The 15,067-nt window shown below is 70.5% G+C and carries 12 protein-coding genes and 1 rRNA gene; 5 read left to right on the forward strand and 8 right to left on the reverse strand.

Annotated elements, in window-relative coordinates; all coding sequences use genetic code 11:
* Nucleotides 1-58 (reverse strand): 16S ribosomal RNA (locus ACIBF7_RS24780); the annotation flags it as partial.
* Between the two features lie 457 nt (nucleotides 59-515).
* Here ACIBF7_RS24780 and ACIBF7_RS24785 point away from each other — a divergent pair.
* Nucleotides 516-1,595 carry an AI-2E family transporter gene (locus ACIBF7_RS24785; RefSeq protein ID WP_397198272.1) on the forward strand — a complete coding sequence of 360 codons (1,080 nt, stop codon included), beginning with the start codon at nucleotides 516-518 and terminating at the stop codon, nucleotides 1,593-1,595.
* Here the strand turns inward: ACIBF7_RS24785 and ACIBF7_RS24790 are convergent.
* On the reverse strand, nucleotides 1,552-2,226 hold the full coding sequence (locus ACIBF7_RS24790) for a helix-turn-helix domain-containing protein (protein ID WP_397198273.1): 675 nt from the start codon (nucleotides 2,224-2,226) through the stop codon (nucleotides 1,552-1,554). The two genes, ACIBF7_RS24785 and ACIBF7_RS24790, sit on opposite strands and share 44 nt — an antisense overlap.
* Nucleotides 2,227-2,277: 51 nt before the next feature.
* Nucleotides 2,278-3,132 (reverse strand): hypothetical protein, encoded by an 855-nt coding sequence (locus ACIBF7_RS24795; protein ID WP_397198274.1) that lies wholly within the window; start codon nucleotides 3,130-3,132, stop codon nucleotides 2,278-2,280.
* A gap of 261 nt (nucleotides 3,133-3,393) precedes the next feature.
* Here ACIBF7_RS24795 and erm point away from each other — a divergent pair, with 261 nt between their 5' ends.
* Nucleotides 3,394-4,215 carry an ErmE/ErmH/ErmO/ErmR family 23S rRNA (adenine(2058)-N(6))-methyltransferase gene (erm, locus tag ACIBF7_RS24800; protein WP_148033723.1) on the forward strand — a complete coding sequence of 274 codons (822 nt, stop codon included), beginning with the start codon at nucleotides 3,394-3,396 and terminating at the stop codon, nucleotides 4,213-4,215.
* Here the strand turns inward: erm and ACIBF7_RS24805 are convergent.
* Nucleotides 4,204-5,577 carry a hypothetical protein gene (locus ACIBF7_RS24805; RefSeq protein ID WP_397198275.1) on the reverse strand — a complete coding sequence of 458 codons (1,374 nt, stop codon included), beginning with the start codon at nucleotides 5,575-5,577 and terminating at the stop codon, nucleotides 4,204-4,206. The two genes, erm and ACIBF7_RS24805, sit on opposite strands and share 12 nt — an antisense overlap.
* Nucleotides 5,578-5,693: 116 nt before the next feature.
* On the opposite strand from ACIBF7_RS24805, the gene ACIBF7_RS24810 reads away from it, so the two are divergent.
* On the forward strand, nucleotides 5,694-7,286 hold the full coding sequence (locus ACIBF7_RS24810) for a molybdopterin-dependent oxidoreductase (protein WP_271279379.1): 1,593 nt from the start codon (nucleotides 5,694-5,696) through the stop codon (nucleotides 7,284-7,286).
* Nucleotides 7,287-7,322: 36 nt separating this feature from the next.
* Here ACIBF7_RS24810 and ACIBF7_RS24815 read toward each other — a convergent pair whose 3' ends face one another.
* The 3 genes from ACIBF7_RS24815 to ACIBF7_RS24825 form a co-directional block, all read right to left on the reverse strand.
* Nucleotides 7,323-8,747, reverse strand: coding sequence for a carbohydrate-binding protein (locus ACIBF7_RS24815; RefSeq protein ID WP_397198276.1), 1,425 nt, complete (start codon nucleotides 8,745-8,747; stop codon nucleotides 7,323-7,325).
* Between the two features lie 11 nt (nucleotides 8,748-8,758).
* A complete protein-coding gene (locus ACIBF7_RS24820) occupies nucleotides 8,759-10,333 on the reverse strand; it encodes a chitinase (RefSeq protein WP_397198277.1) in 1,575 nt (524 codons plus the stop codon).
* A gap of 228 nt (nucleotides 10,334-10,561) precedes the next feature.
* Nucleotides 10,562-12,391, reverse strand: a complete 1,830-nt coding sequence (locus ACIBF7_RS24825) for a M14 family zinc carboxypeptidase (protein WP_397198278.1) — start codon at nucleotides 12,389-12,391, stop codon at nucleotides 10,562-10,564.
* Nucleotides 12,392-12,542: 151 nt separating this feature from the next.
* On the opposite strand from ACIBF7_RS24825, the gene leuE reads away from it, so the two are divergent.
* Together leuE and ACIBF7_RS24835 are read left to right on the forward strand one after the other, a co-directional pair.
* Nucleotides 12,543-13,202: a leucine efflux protein LeuE gene (gene leuE, locus ACIBF7_RS24830; RefSeq protein ID WP_148033728.1), complete on the forward strand. Its 660-nt coding sequence runs from the start codon at nucleotides 12,543-12,545 to the stop codon at nucleotides 13,200-13,202.
* Nucleotides 13,203-13,420: 218 nt separating this feature from the next.
* Nucleotides 13,421-14,062 (forward strand): VC0807 family protein, encoded by a 642-nt coding sequence (locus ACIBF7_RS24835; protein WP_148033729.1) that lies wholly within the window; start codon nucleotides 13,421-13,423, stop codon nucleotides 14,060-14,062.
* Here the strand turns inward: ACIBF7_RS24835 and ACIBF7_RS24840 are convergent.
* Nucleotides 13,970-14,983, reverse strand: a complete 1,014-nt coding sequence (locus tag ACIBF7_RS24840) for a hypothetical protein (protein WP_397198279.1) — start codon at nucleotides 14,981-14,983, stop codon at nucleotides 13,970-13,972. The two genes, ACIBF7_RS24835 and ACIBF7_RS24840, sit on opposite strands and share 93 nt — an antisense overlap.
* Between the last annotated feature and the right edge of the window lie 84 nt (nucleotides 14,984-15,067).

Consider the following 15,067-nt stretch of genomic DNA (forward strand, 5'->3'; position numbering starts at 1 on the left):
GCATGTGTTAAGCACGCCGCCAGCGTTCGTCCTGAGCCAGGATCAAACTCTCCATAAAATGAATTTGAATCCCAACCAAAAAGGAATCCGTCACATGAAAAATCATGACGGGGTTGTGCATCATGCACTGGCTTTTAACACACTGTTGAGTTCTCAAGAAACGGACGCGTACACCCCGGCAAGACCCGACCAGCGGCCCCTGCCGAAGAGGCGTTCATTTCGTCTTTGTGTTACCAATCTTCGCAGCCCCCCAAGTTCGTGTCAAATTGACGCGAACCCCATCGAGCTGCAGGAATCAGCAACCGCCCCGTCTCCGAGGCAACCCCTCTACCTTACTCCGAACTTCGACCCTTGTCCAACCGGACACTTGATCAAAGGATGGAGAGCAGAGGCGGGGAGCCGGCACGAGACCGGTTCGCCCGTTCAGAACACGGAGAACTGTATGGACGCCTCCCCTGGGCGTCAAATCGGCGTTCACCTCGGTGTCACCGTGACGACACGGGTACGTACCGTGCGTGAACCAGCAGTCCGCGCCGAGGGCGCTCATCATCCTGGTGGGGATCGCCGGGGCGCTGATCGTGCTGTTCGGCCTGCGGGAGGTGTCGTCCGTCGTCGGGCCGCTCGTGCTGGCGCTGGTGCTGGTGATCGCCGTGGCGCCGGTGCGCTCGTGGCTGGCCCGGCGCGGCGCGTCCGTGTGGCTGCAGGTCGCGGTGCCGTTCCTGATCATGCTGCTCGTCCTGCTGGGCATGGCCGGGGTGCTGACGATGGCTGCGGTGCAGCTCGGCGAGCTGGCGCCCGCGTACACCAGGCGGTTCGAGGAGCTCCTCACCGACGCGCGGGCCTTCGCCATCGCCAGGGGCATCAGCGGCGAGCAGCTCGACCGGGCGATCGACAGCTTCGACCCGGCGCGGGTGATCGGCATCGCGCAGAGTCTCCTCGGCGGGGTGATCGGTGTCTTCTCCGCCCTGTTCCTCATCGTCGTCCTGATGCTGGCGATGTGCCTGGACGCGCCCATCACGGCCAGGGTGCTCGACTCCGGGGAGGGCAGGAAGGTCGCGCTGGTGGAGGCGCTCGGCCGGTTCGCCCGCAAGACCAGGCGCTACCTGATCGTCTCGACCGTGTTCGGGCTGATCAACGCCATCCTGGACGTGATCGCGCTCTATCTCATCGGGGTGCCGCTGCCGCTCCTGTGGGGGGTGCTCGCGCTGATCGCGAACTACATCCCCAACATCGGTTTCGTCATCGCGCTGGTCCCGCCGGCCACGCTGGCCCTGCTCGACGCCGGGGTGCGTGAGATGTTGCTGGTCGTCGCGGCGTACGTGGTCTTCAACGTGGTGACGCAGTCGCTCCTCCTGCCGAAGTTTCTCGGCGACGCGGTGGGGCTGTCGACGACGATGACGTTTCTCTCGCTCATCATCTGGGCGTTCGTGCTCGGGCCGCTGGGCGCGATCCTCGCCATCCCGCTGAGCCTGCTGGCCAAGGCGCTGCTCATCGACAGCGATCCGGCCGCGGCGTGGGCGGGGGCGCTCATCTCCAACAGGCCGCCGACGGTCACCCGGCCAACCGGCTCAAAGTCACGCCGCTCAGGCGCCTGACGTCGCGGGACAGGTGGGCCTGGTCGGCGTAGCCGGCGACCGCGGCCACCTCGGCGAGTGGGACACCGGACCTGGCCAGACGCAGGGCGTGCTGGAAGCGGACGATGCGCTGCAGGGTCTTGGGCGCGTACCCGAAGCTGGCGACGCTTCTGCGGTGGAGCTGGCGCTCGCTCAGCCCCAGCTCCCACGCGACCTCACGGACGCTGTCGCCCCGGCGGAGGGCGGCCGCGGCGGCGGGGGCGGCCGGATCGGGGGGCGGGGTGCGGCGCAGGCGGTCGGCGATCGCGGCGCGCAGGACGGGCATGGGGTCGGGGGCGTCGTCCAGGGGCGGGAGGGCGCCGAGCGCGTCGAGCGGCACGCGCTGGTCGCGCAGCTCGGACAGCGGGACGCCGAACACCTCTCCCGTCGCGCCGGGCTTGAAGCGGATGCCGGTGAAGATGTCGCCCACACGCATCGACGTGGGCACGGGGCCCGTGTCGGGGCCTGCCACGAACGGGCCGGAAGGGCCCCAGATGAGGTCGACGCAGGCGTCGGGCACGACGAGCTGGGTGCGGTCGTCCTCGCTCACCTGCCGCCACAGGCAGACGACCCGCCCGGCGAGCGCGGGCTCCGGCGGCCACTCGGCGTACATGCTTCCACGCTACGCCCGCTCACCGACATTCCCGCGTGGGCGGGGTTGTCCCTACGTGGGGAGGCGGCCGTAGGCCTGGAGAGTCCTGAGGCGTCCCATGGTGAGGTAGCCGCCCCACTCGTGCTCCACCACGGGGGTCCACATGGGCCAGTTACCGTTCCAGCCGCCTTCCTCCGACTGGGCCGCCAGCAGGGCGTCCAGGTGGCGGGCCAGCACGTCCTCCGTGAACAGGGGGAACCGCAGAGGGCCGGGGGCGAAGTCCAGGGGGAAGTGGGCGTCGCCGGAAGCTTCGGGGTCGAAGGTGACCGTGGCCAGGATTGCGTCCTTGAGCCGCTGGAACTCCGACCGTGCCCGCTCCTCGTCGTCCACCAGGTCGAGGAAGGTGACGATGGCGCGGGCCTCGTACGGGGTGGTCTTGTCGACGGCGGAGATGCTCCTCCAGCAGAAGTCGGTGGCCGGTCCGCGCCACGGGTGGTCGATGCCGTGCTTGTGCAGGAGGCCGGCGATCGAGGCGGTGGGGATCAGGTTGCCGGGCGGGTCGTCGGGGGTCTCCCACCAGGGCGCGCGCGGGGCCTCGCGGACGGTCGGGAGGCAGAAGGGCACGCCGCCGTCGGGGGTGGTGACGGACACCAGGTAGTCGCAGGCGGAGCGGACCATCGGGTCGGCGAAGGCGTCCAGCTCGTCGAGGATCCAGAACGCGACCTCGACCGGCTCCGGCTGGCTGGCGGCGCCGCGCAGGTCGGGTTCGAGCGCGTGGCCGAAGCCGCCGTCGGGGTTCTGGTAGCAGCGCAGGGTGTCGAGGACGCGATCCCTTGGGCCGCCCGCGAACAGGGCCTCGAAGCGGAGCCGGTCCAGGAGCCTGGCATGGGTCAGCAGGTAGCCGTGTGCACGGTGGAGAACGTCCATGCGGTTCACGCTAGTCGCCCCGTTCCGCCTGACGCTTGTACGAATCGGACGCGGCGCGCGGGCTTATTCGGTTGCCGTCGGCGAGCGCTCCTGCGTACGGTCGGCCGCATGTGTTGCTTCTACGCAGGTTGCTTCTACGCGGTTCGCATTCGCCGCAGCCGGCCTCTGGCCCGCTAGCGGACGCGACCGGTCGAGCGCGTTCCGCGGCGCGCCCGGGGCCCTTCGAGCCATTCATCGACTCGAGGACCCGGAAGGGCAGCTGTGGCGCAGGATTACGCGCACGGAAATCATTCACACACGCAGAAGAAGGCCAGGAGCTCGGGCGGCCGCACGCCCAGGGACAGGGCGAGACGCGTGCTCTCCCAGAACTTCCTGGCCGACAGGCATGCCCTGGAGCTGGTGGTCAAGGCCGCCGCTCCCGAGGGTCTGGTGCTGGAGCCGGGGGCGGGCGAAGGCGCGCTGACCCTGGCGCTGGCCGCGGCGGGGGCGCGGGTGGTCGCCTACGAGATCGACCCGCGGCTGGCGGGCCGGCTCAGGTCGCGCACCCGCGACGATCCGCGCGTCGAGGTGGTGCGCGGCGACTTCACCGCGGCCCGCCCGCCGGGCGAGCCGTTCGCGGTGGTGGGCAACATCCCGTACTCGGCCACGTCGCGGATCGTCGGCTGGTGCCTGCGGGCCCGGTCGCTGACCTCGGCGACGATGGTCACCCAGCTGGAGTACGCCCGCAAGCGGGCGGGCGGCTACGGCCGGTGGAGCCTGGTCACGGTGGAGTCGTGGCCGTGGTTCTCCTGGCGGATGGGCGACCGGATCGGCCGGGAGAGCTTCCGGCCGATCCCTTCGGTCGACTCGGCGATCCTGCGGATCGAGCGCAGGCCGGCGCCGCTGGTCGGCTCGGGGCGGGACTGGCAGCGGCTGGTGGAGCTGGGGTTCAGCGGGGTGGGCGGTTCGCTGCGCGCCTCGCTCAGGACCCGCTACGACGGGGTGGACGCCGCCCTCGCCGCCGCCGGGGTGGCCCGCGACGCCGTCGTCGGCCACGTGCACCCGGACCAGTGGCTCACGGTGTACGACCGGCTAGACCTGTGAGGTGAGGCGTGCCGGGCCCGTCGGAGCGGCGGGCCCGGCCGTCTCGTGCTCGGGCGGGTTGCGCCGGCCCCACGGCATCGCGGCCAGCAGGACCGGCAGCAGCACGATCGACGCCCGCGACCAGTCCTGGTGCAGGAGCCACCAGGCGGTGTCCTCGTACTGGGTCATGTAGAGGTAGCCGTAGCCCGCCCAGAGCGACACCCCGATGATCGCCGGCCAGGCGAACCGGGTGGGCCGGGCGACCAGGAACGGCATGAACCAGAGCAGGTACTGCGCGCCCAGCCTGGGCGTGACCACCATGAAGATCAGCAGGATGGCCAGCGTCATGTCGATCGGGTCGGCCCGCCACCAGATGATGATCGCGGCCACGACGCACGCGTAGATCAGGTAGGTGCCGAAGGTCGCCAGGTCCGCGCGCAGCGCCCAGTCGCCGCCGGTGAAGTGGGGGGTCCAGCCCCACTCGCCGACGATCGGGCGGATGGCCCGGATGGTGTCGATGACCTGGGGGATCTGGCTGATCGAGGTGCCGGCGAAGACGGGCAGCGTCACCAGGAAGAAGAGCGGCACCGCGCCCGTGCAGAACAGCGCCACGATCCGGGACCGGAGCTGCGGCAGCAACAGCACCATGCCGGGGACCAGCCAGATCGGCCAGCTCTTGGCGCACAGCGCCAGGCCCATGAGCAGACCGGCGTAGGCGCCCCGTTTGAGGCCCGCCCGGTCGCCGGGGCCCGGCCTCAGCGCCTGCCCGAGCGTGCGCAGCGCCCATCCGGGGAGACCGGACCAGCCGTGGTCGGCCGGCGCCCGCCTGGTCACGGCGATGACGTCCATCCGGGGGGTGGGGGCGCCGGGGCCGCGGGCGACCACGAACGCGGCCACCCCGAACACCAGCGCCACCGGCTCGACCTGGCCATGGAGGCAGGCGACCATCAGCGCGAGCGGGTTGAGCGCGTACTGGAAGGCGCGCAGCGAGGCCTTCGGCCCACCGGCGAGCTTGGCCACCAGCGGGATGAGCACGATGTCGGCCACCACGGTGACGATCCGGCCGGACCACTCCCACGGGATGCCGAGCCACAGCAGGATGCCGTACACGTACGGGATCGTCGGCAGGAAGTGCCAGCCGCCCTTGCTGGCCAGGACCGGGTCCTGGCCGTTGAGCACGGCCTCGCCCGCCGGTTTGAAGCTGTTGACGAAGTCGACCGGCTGGTGGGCGTCGCCCGCCGCGAAGAACATCAGCACGACGCGGACCACCACACCGACGGCCAAGGCGGCCCAGAGCGGCGGTCGCCAGTCGCGCCACTGGGCGACGAGGGCGAGCGCGAGGCCGGTGACGAGGATGATCGCGATAGGGAGTGCAGTTTCCATGGCGGGACCTAGACTGCCCTACGCCCCTCCGCGCTGCCACACGGCTTTGTTTCCGGATCTCCGACATGCGGGGTCGTAACGCGTCAGAACATGACCGTCTGTGCTGAACTTTTCGCATGGGGGGATCCGAAGTCAACCAGACACTGGTCAGGCTCTATTTCGAGGTGCGCGAAGGGCTGCATGACCCGGTCGCCGCCTGGGCGAAACTCACAGCGAACTCTGAGGTTTACCGGCAGGCGCGGGGTGGCCGCCGGGTCCCCCTGGACGACGCGACGGCCGCCGAGCTGGCCGCGGCGGCCATCGTGCACACCGCGTCCGAGCACGGCGCCGACCAGGTGGCGGCGCTGGCGACCTCGCCGCTGGCCGGGCTCGTACGCGGGATGGGCGGCGCGGTGCTCACCGAGCAGTCGAGCGCGCCCGAGCAACTGCTCGGCCCGCGTTTCGAAGGGCCGCGGGCGGAGGACTGGGCGAATGCCGCGTACGTACTGCTCTGGGGTGAGAACAACAGGAACGTGCGCGCGCCCGGATCGCCGTGGGTGATCGCCGGCCGGTACAAGGGGCAGAAGGTGGTGGCCATCGGCCCGCACCCGACGCGGCTGTCGGACGAGACGCTCGTGGTGCGGCCGGGCACGGACGGGGCGCTGGCCATGGCGGTCGGGCACGTGCTGCTCAAGGAGTTCTTCCTGGACCGGCCGGCGTTCGCCGCGCACGCGATGGCGCGCACCGACCTGCCGGCCCTGGTGCGGCTGCGCGAGCTGGAGGACGGGCTGGTGCCCGGCGGGCTGCTCGGCCGCGACGCCGGGCGGCTCAGCCTGTACGGGGGCGACGGGGCGGCGGCGACGGAGGTGCTGCTGCCGCGGTTCGACGTGGGGCCGGGCGTGCTGCGCCGCGGGGTGCCGGCGGTGCGCGACGGCGAGGGCCTGGTGACGACCGTGTTCGACCTGCTGCTGGCGGTGTACGGGCTGGCCCGGCCGGGTCTGCCGGGGAGCTGGCCGGACGGCTACGACGACAAGACCTCCCCGTACACGCCCGGCTGGCAGGAGGCGCACACCGGGGTGGCGGCCTCGCGGGCGCTGAAGCTGGCCAGGGAGCTGGGCGTCACGGCCGAGAAGACGGGCGGGCGGTGCATCGTGGTGCCCGGCTGGCTCGACACGCCGCACGCCGACACCGCCTACCGGGCGATGCTGGCGCTGCTCGTGCTCACCGGCTGCCGCCGGGGGTGGGCGCAGGCGTCGGGCGGGGCGGGCGTGCCGCTCGTGCCGTACCTGGTGCTGCACGCGTGCGGCGAGGACCGGGCGGACCTGGGGGCGTTGAGCTGGGCGCTGGCCGACGGGATGTTCGACCGGCGGACGTCGCGGACGGTGCTGCTGGACGCGGTGCGCGGCGGGCTGCCGATGGCGCCGCCGCCGCGGGTGCTGGCGCTGCCGCGGTGGATCTACCCGCTGCCGCCGCAGGTGGACCTGCTGATCGGGCCGGACGAACGGTGCGATCTGGCCACTCCGGACTCCAGACTGGTCGCCGACATGGTGGCGAAGCTGTCGGACGGGCAGGTGGAGCCGGCCCGGGAGGAGCCGGAGCCGGGTGAGCCCGGGATGCGGACGGTGGTGGACCACGCCTGGATGTACGAGTACGGGGAGGCGCTGCCGGTCTACCGTCCGCCGGGGGTGGGGGTGCCGCTCAAGCCCACCCAGCTCGTGCGGTTGCCGTGAGCCGGGGCGGGGGCGCCGCCCCGGGCTCGGGTCTTGTCAGAAGCCCGCCGTGATGCGGGTGAACTCCCACTCGGCCTGGGAGATGCCGCTGCAGTTGGAGACGACGCCGCCGCCGGGGCAGGGGCGGTCACGGTTGACGCCCCAGTACGCGAGCCGGTTCAGGCCCTTGGACCTGGCCCAGTCGCGGATCTGCGTCCACGTCTGCGGGGTGGTCAGCTCCTGCTGGTCGGACAGGCCGTTCATGCCGGAGATGCCCATGCGGGCATACGCCTGCGCGTCGGTGTAGCCGTAGGCGTTCTTGAGCGCGTTCTTCAGGCCCTCCGAGGCGTTGACGGTGTCCTGGTAGATGTTGGAGCTGCCGAAGTCGAACGGCATGATCGTGAAGTTGTCGATCGGCACGTTCAGCGCTCTGGCCTGGTTGATCAGGCGGACGCCGTGGGCGTTCGGGCCGGTCCTGCTGGTGCCGAAGGTGACGACGACCTTGACGTTCGGGTTGTTCTGCTTGACGATCTTGAGGCCGTTCAGGATGCGGTCCTGCACGGTGTAGTTCTCGAACTCGTCGTAGTTCTCGATGTCGAAGTCGACCACGGCCGGGCCGACCGCGTTGATGACCTGCTGCACGGCGCCGGCGAAGGCCTGCGGGGTGGCGCAGTTCGGGCCGAGCTTGTTGCCCTGCCAGCCGCCGAAGGAGATCTGGACGCTGCCGCCCTTGGACTTGATCGTGTTGATCGCCTGCTGGTCGGCGCCGCCGGTGAGGGGGCGCTGACCGTCCCAGGCCGGGTTGCAGCCGCCGCTGGACAGGATGAACGCCATGGTGAACGACTTGACGCCGGTCGCGTCCATGACGGTGCCCGGGTTGGGCGGGTTGCCCCAGCCCATCCAGAGGTAGGGGGCGCCGGGCATCCGGCTCGGGTTCGGGCCGGGGTCGTCGCCGCCCGAGGAGGTCCGTGCGGTGACGGAGTTGCTGTGGCCGGACTGGTTGCCGGCGGCGTCGCGGGCCCTGACGGTGTAGGTGTAGCCGGTGTTCGCCGCGCGGCCGGTGTCGGTGTACGAGGTGCCGCCGACGGTCGTCACCAGGCTGCCGCCCCGGTAGACGTCGTAGCCGGTGACGCCGACGTTGTCGGTGGCGGCGTTCCAGGCGAGCGAGACGCTGCTGGAGGTGACGCCGGTCGAGCGCAGGTTGCCCGGCACGGACGGCGCCTGGGTGTCCCCGCCGCTGCCGCCGCCGACCTGCTTCCACAGGGCGGGCACGACGTTGGGCTCCCAGCCCGGCTGGGAGGTGTGGCTCTGGAGGCACTCGTAGTCGACGCCGTTGTGGGTGACGCGGGTGCCGGCGGTGTAGGGGGTCCAGGCCGTCCAGGCCGCGTAGGCGGCGGCCGTCGCGCCGTACGCGGCGGGGGCGGCGACGGTGGCGAGGCCGGAGAGGGTCATGGCGAGGGAGGCGAGTAACGCAAGGAACATACGTCGAAATTTCATGACATTCCTCGGAGGTGCGGCTTGACGGTCTTCGAGAAGTTCCAGTTGTGGGTGGCGTCCCAGTTGATGGACCAGGTCATCGCGCCCCTGATCCCGGGGTAGGCGCGCGGGGGTACGAACGATCCGCAGCGGGTGCGGGTGGCCAGGCAGTCGAGCGCCTGGTTGACGACGGCGGGCGCGACCACGCCGCCGCCCGCGGCGCCCGGCCCGGCGGGCAGGCCCAGCGCCACCTGGTCGGGGCGCAGCCCGTTCTCCAGCTGGATGCAGGCGAGCGCGGTCAGGAAGTCGACCGAGCCCTGGGAGTACGCCCACGCCTGGTCGCAGCCGAGCATGGAGCCGGAGTTGTAGTACTGCATGTGGACGACCGTGAGGATGTCCTTGATCGACAGGGCGAGCTTGAAGTACTCCATCCCGGTCGACTGCATGTCGATGGTCTGCGGCGCCATCGTGATGATCAGTCCGGAGCCGGCCTTGGCGTGCAGCGCCCGGAGCGCCTGGGCCATGTAGGTGGCGTTGAGCCCGTTCTCCAGGTCGATGTCCACGCCGTCGAACCCGTACGACGTCATGATCCCGTACACGGAGTCGGCGAACCTGGTCGCGGCGGCGGCACTGGCGACCTGCACCCGCCCGGCCTCGCCGCCGACGGAGAGGATGACCTTCTTGCCGCGCTGCTTGAGCGTCCGGACGTCGGCCCTGAACTGGGCGTCGGTGTAGCCGCCGAGCGCGCTCGCCAGGCCCGGGTCGACGCCGAAGACGACCTCGCCGGGAGTGGCGGTGGCCTCGCCGAACGCGATGGCGATCAGGTCGTACTCGTCGGGCACGGCCGACAGGCGCAGTTCGGTGGCGGGGTTGACGAAGTTGTGCCAGTAGCCGGTGAGGAAGTGCTTGGGCAGCCCCTCCCCCGGCTCGCCGGGGTCGCAGCCGGCGGTGGTGGCGGTGGCGGGGTCGCTGGGCGCCGACTCGCCCGCGCCGTTGTGCGCCCGGACGGTGTAGGTGCGGGTCTCGCAGGCGCCGAGGCCGGTGATGGTCGCGGTGGCCGAGCTGACAGCGGCCTTGACAGCGGAGCCTTCGTAGACGCGGTAGCCGTCGACGGCGCCGCTCGCGGGGGTCCAGGTCAGGGTGATGGCGCCGGCGCCGCCCGTCGCGGTGAGACCGCCGGGCCTGCCGGGGACGCCCGGGACGGTGCCGCCGTCGCAGGACGCGCCGTTGAGCGTGCAGCCGGTGATGCCGGGGAAGTTGCCGGGGCTGCCGGTGAAGCCGAAGCTCGCGCTCGCGCCGGGGGCGAGCGCGGGCGCCCAGGAGGGGTTGGTGAAGGTGTAGTGCTGCCCGTTCCTGGACTGCGTGGCGTCCCAGGCGGACGCGATCGAGAAGCCTGACGGGAGGTCGAACTGGACGTTCCAGCCGTTCATCGGGCTGGAGGTGCCGTTGGTGACGGTGACCTTGCCTTCGAAACCGGTGCCCCAGTCGGACATCTTGGTGAAGGCGGCGGTCGCCGAGGCGGCTTGGGCGGGGGATGCGGTGAGTCCGAGTGCGAGGGTCGCGAGCACGACCAGGATCACGCGTGCTTTCACATTGTCGTCCTTGTCGGTGGCGTACCGCGCGGCTTGCGCCGGGGGGTGAGAGCGCAAGCCGCACGGCACGGCCCGCGGAGGCAGACGCGAGCCGTCAAGAGGTCCGATCTGTTAGGAAAGTTTCCTAAGAGTTGACGTGATCGTAGCCTTGACACCCCGGGCTTACAAGACCCAATGCGTCACCGCCTCCGATGCCCCGCCACGCCGGGTGGCGGGGGCACGGACGGTTCAGTTCTGCCGCGTGATCCGGACGTCGTCGACCGCCGCCTCGACGAGCGAGGCGGTGGACAGGTCGGCGGCGTCGATGAGGATGCGCACCGTCTGCCCGGCGAACGAGCTGATGTCCGCGGTGGCCACGCTCCACGCGGCGTCCCGGTCGGACGCGGCGCCCGCCTGCTGGAAGACGGTCGCCGTGGTGTTGCCCACGACCCTGACCCGGAAGTAGTCGGCGCTGGTCGCGTTCGACCCGTGCGCCAGGTACCAGGACAGCGACAGGCTGGTGGTCCCGCCGGCGGGCAGCGTGATCGGCGGCGACTGGATCGAGGTGACGCCGCCGTCGATGTCGTACGCGCCCGCCGAGCTGCCGGCCAGGCGGCCGGTCACCAGGTCGTTGCTGCCGCTGACCGTGGTGCCGAGCTGCTTGGGGCCCGAGGAGGAGGTGTCGGCGGGGTCACCGCGCTCCCACTGGCCGAGGGTGGCCGTGTCGGTGCCGTTCGGGTTGACCGTCCAGCCGGTAGCGGTCTCGAAGGTGTCCGAGTAGACGGTCGTCGGCGGGGTGCCGGTGCCGCAGTACTGGGACTCCTTGCCGATGATCCGGTAGACGCAGTCGGAATACTCCAGGAACCGCAGCGTGGCCTCCCTGTTGCGGGTGGTCTGCGGCACGATCTGCTCGTCGGGAGGGTAGAAGCCGGGGCTGGAGCCGGTCGGGTACATCTCGAACGTGTAGCTGAAGATCTTGTAGACGCCCCACAGCCAGTCGTTGATGGTGCCGTCGGTGATGTAGAGGTCGCTGGCCTGCTCGGGGGTGTAGCTGTTCGTCGAGGCCATGCTCTGGCCGAGGGTGGCGTGCGCGTTCCTGTCGTCCAGCGTCAGACCTGGCGCGGTGTCGTTGAAGGTGTAGCCGTAGGGCCACAGGATCAGCTCGCTGTAGGTGTGCCAGTCGATGTGCGCCTTGATCTGCTGCACACCGCCGACGACGCGGCCGCGTACCCAGTTCGCGACGGCGCGGACCTCGGGCGCCGACTCGGCCGACGGGCCCCGGTAGGTGTCGCTGGAAGGCGAGCCGGAGGAGCCGCCGCAGCAGCCCCACTGGTAGCCCCAGTTGCGGTTGAGGTCGGTGCCGACGGCGGAGGTGCCGCTGTTCGGCTGCCTGTTCTTGCGCCAGGACCGGTAGCTGCCCGTGGCGATGTCGTACTCGCCGCCGTCCGGGTTGAGGTCCGGCATGATCCAGATCTCGCGGGAGTTCACCAGGGAGGTGACCCTGGAGTCGCTGCCGTACCCGTCGGTGAGCAGGTCCATGATGTAGAGCGCCATCTCGACGGTGAGGTGCTCGCGGGCGTGCTGGTGGGCGGTGAACAGCACCTCCGTCTCCGCCTCGTCCGTCGCGACGTTGTCGCTGATCTTGACGCCGACGAGCTGCCTGCCTTCGTACGAGGTCCCGTACGAGAACTTGCTCGCGATGCCCGGATGGTCGGCGACCAGGTCGTCGATGTACGCGATCATCTCGGCGTAGTTGTGGTAGGCGGAGTCCGATGGCGGGAAGTCAGCGGCCGCGGCATCGGACGTGGATCTCGGGCGCGGGACCTCCGCGACCCGGTAACCGAGGTTCCTGATGGCGGTGACCTCGGCTTCCGTGGCGGTGATGAGGACCGACTCCTTCGTCACCTCGTCGATGGCCGCGCCGGTGGCCGCGACCGCGCTGCGTTCCTGCGCGTTCGACGGGCCCTGGACGCGGTACTGCTTGTTGGGGGGTGGCTCGGCGGATGCCCCCGCCCCGGTCGCGCCGGTCAGGCAGACCAGGGACAGAGCGGCGAGCAGGATGACCAAACGGCGGTGCACCTCGTCCTCCTAGAGCGCGCGGGCTCGGGTGTTGACGCGCGCCTGAACTGAGAGTGAAGAGGCGCCCTGTGCGGGGGAAGGCCCAATCTACGCCTCCCCGGTAGGGGTAATCTGCATTGTCACCCCCATGTCAGGCCTGGAGCGAGGCGGGATGTTCTTCGGCATCACAGATATCTGGACATATGTCATCGGCGCTTTTCTGATCATCCTGTTGCCGGGACCGAATTCGCTGTTCGTGCTCGCCCAGGCCGCGCAGCACGGCGTGCGGCAGGGATACCGGGCGGCGGGCGGGGTGTTCGTCGGCGACACCGTGCTGATGCTGCTGTCCGCCGCGGGCGCCGCCTCGCTGCTGCGCTCCACGCCGTTGGTGTTCACCATCGTGAAGTACGCGGGCGCGGTCTATCTGGCCTGGTTGGGGCTCCAGATGATCCGGGGAGCCTGGCGCGCGTGGCGCAACAAGGATGTCGCCGCGGCCGTGACGAGCGGCCCCGAGCGGGTGTCGCGTGCCCCGCGCCCGTTCGGCAAGGCGCTGGCGATCAGCCTGCTCAACCCCAAGGCGATCCTGTTCTTCGTGTCGTTCTTCGTCCAGTTCGTCGACCCGGGTTACGCCACGCCCGCGCTCTCGTTCCTCATCCTGGGCTCGATCATCCAGGTGTTCAGCGCGCTCTATCTCACAGCGCTGATTTTCTGCGGCTCTTTCCTGGCCGCCCAGTTCCGGTCCCGGCGGCGGCTCAGTGCGGGCCTGACCTCGGGTGTCGGTGCGGTGTTCGTCGCTTTCGGGGCGTCGCTCGCGGCCTCGTCGCTGAGCTGATCGCCGCCGGGCGGCCATTCTCAACGTGTCAAAAGAGGCAGTCGCCCCTTAGGGGGTCGGGTACGGTAAGCCACCGGAAAGCGCCCGGCAACCCCCGGATGCGAAGGTCGGAGTATGCCAGGGTGGCCGCTGGGTGACATCGAGCGGTCCGTCCGGCAAGCCTGCCGGCCCGAAGCCGGGGTAGTCCAAGCCCGTCGGCCCAATCTGCGGAGCAAGCGTTGAACCACCCTCCCGTCACCCTGCCTCGTCTGACCGCCCTGGCCCGTCAGGCCGCCCCGCAGCTGCTGGAAGCTGTGGTCGCTCCCCTGGTGGTGTTCTATGCCGCGATGATGCTGCTCGGCCTCCAGTGGGCGCTCATCCTGACCTGCTCGTGGGTCTACGTGGGCGTGGCATGGCGGCTGATCAGGGGGATCCGGGTGCCGGCCACGATGTATCTGGCCGCCGCGGCGATCACGCTGCGCACGGTGATCGGGCTGTGGACCGGCACCTGGATGTGGTACTTCATCCAGCCCGAGCTCGGCACCATCTGCATCGGCATCGCCTTCCTCGCGTCCGTGCGGCTGAACAGGCCGCTCGTGGAGAAGCTCACCCTCGACTACATCCACCTGCCGAACGCGGTGCTCAAGCACGAGCGGGTCCGCAGGTTCTTCGCCAGGATCACGCTGCTGTGGGCGTTCGTCCTGCTGATGAACTCGGGCCTGAGCATCGCGCTGGCGATATACGAGTCGCTCTCGGGCTCGCTCAGCGGGTACATCGTGCTGCGCACGTCAGCGGTGGCCGTGATAAGCGGGCTGGCGATCACCGTCTCCGTCTTCGGCTTCAAGCGGCTGCTGCGCCGGCTGCACGTGGCGCACGGCTGACCGTTCGGCCAGCAGGAACGCTCCACACATCCCCATGGCCATCCCGGTCAGCATGCCGAACAGCTCCAGCAGGTCGGTCAGCCCGGTGGCTCCGCCGCTGAGCGGCGCGGCCGTGGCCGTGATGATCATCGCGTAGAGGCCCCAGCCGAACAGCGACCCCGACCCCAGCCAGGCCACGACCAGCGGCTGCCAGAACGGCCGGCGGGCGTTCGCCCTGACCAGGGCAACCAGCGCCACGCCCGCCGCCACGGCCAGCAGGCCCTTGATCCCCTGCTGGAACGCGCCCGCCGAGGTCATCGCCGCGGCGGCCTCCGGCGGCAGCCCCGCGTCGCCGCCGAACGCCCACGAGAAGCGGACACCCCCGATGACGGCCGCCACCAGCAGCGAGCCCCACGCCACCACCCGCTGGAACGGTCTCGTCAGCGACTGGTACGGGGCCTCGGCGGTGGTGGTGAAGACGGCGGGCCAGCGGTCCCGGGCGTAGAGCACGAAAGCGGCCATGAGTCCGATGCCCTGCCCGATGAACCCGCCGTAGACCATGACGTAGACCCAGGGCTCGATCGGGCCGCCGACGTCGAACAGAGCCGCCCCTTCGAGCAGCAGCCCCAGCGGCGTCGTGACCACGATCACGCCGAGCAGGCCGGTGCCGACCCACAGCGGCAGCAGCACCAGCCAGGCGGGCAGCCGCATCCCCCACCGCATGGTGAACCCGAGCGCCAGGACCAGCGCGACGGCGTCCATGCCGAACGTCAGCACGTTCATGCCGTACATCGTCGAGTCGTCCATGAGCGCCGGGTCGGTGACGCCGACCGGGCTGCCCGTCAGCCAGAGGACCTTGAGCGTGAGGTAGGGAAGCATGGCGGCGATGGCCACGATCGCCGCGGTGACCCGGCCCACGCCGGCTCTCGGTGTCTCGTTCATGCCTCCCAGGCTGCTCTTCCGGCCGCTCGTGGGCCTCACGCGGGCAGGGGATCCCGCTCCCCCGTACGGGGGAGAGCAGCTCCG

The organism is Nonomuraea sp. NPDC050478 (assembly GCF_044458265.1).
Lineage (GTDB): Bacteria > Actinomycetota > Actinomycetes > Streptosporangiales > Streptosporangiaceae > Nonomuraea > Nonomuraea ferruginea.

Bases quoted from the DNA above. Each gene is read 5' to 3' on its own strand.
- ACIBF7_RS24805 (WP_397198275.1), bottom strand. From the start codon at position 5,577: ATGGAAACTGCACTCCCTATCGCGATCATCCTCGTCACCGGCCTCGCG.
- ACIBF7_RS24795 (WP_397198274.1), bottom strand. From the start codon at position 3,132: ATGGACGTTCTCCACCGTGCACACGGCTACCTGCTGACCCATGCCAGG.
- ACIBF7_RS24840 (WP_397198279.1), bottom strand. From the start codon at position 14,983: ATGAACGAGACACCGAGAGCCGGCGTGGGCCGGGTCACCGCGGCGATC.
- ACIBF7_RS24790 (WP_397198273.1), bottom strand. From the start codon at position 2,226: ATGTACGCCGAGTGGCCGCCGGAGCCCGCGCTCGCCGGGCGGGTCGTC.
- ACIBF7_RS24815 (WP_397198276.1), bottom strand. From the start codon at position 8,747: ATGTTCCTTGCGTTACTCGCCTCCCTCGCCATGACCCTCTCCGGCCTC.
- ACIBF7_RS24810 (WP_271279379.1), top strand. From the start codon at position 5,694: ATGGGGGGATCCGAAGTCAACCAGACACTGGTCAGGCTCTATTTCGAG.
- leuE (WP_148033728.1), top strand. From the start codon at position 12,543: ATGTTCTTCGGCATCACAGATATCTGGACATATGTCATCGGCGCTTTT.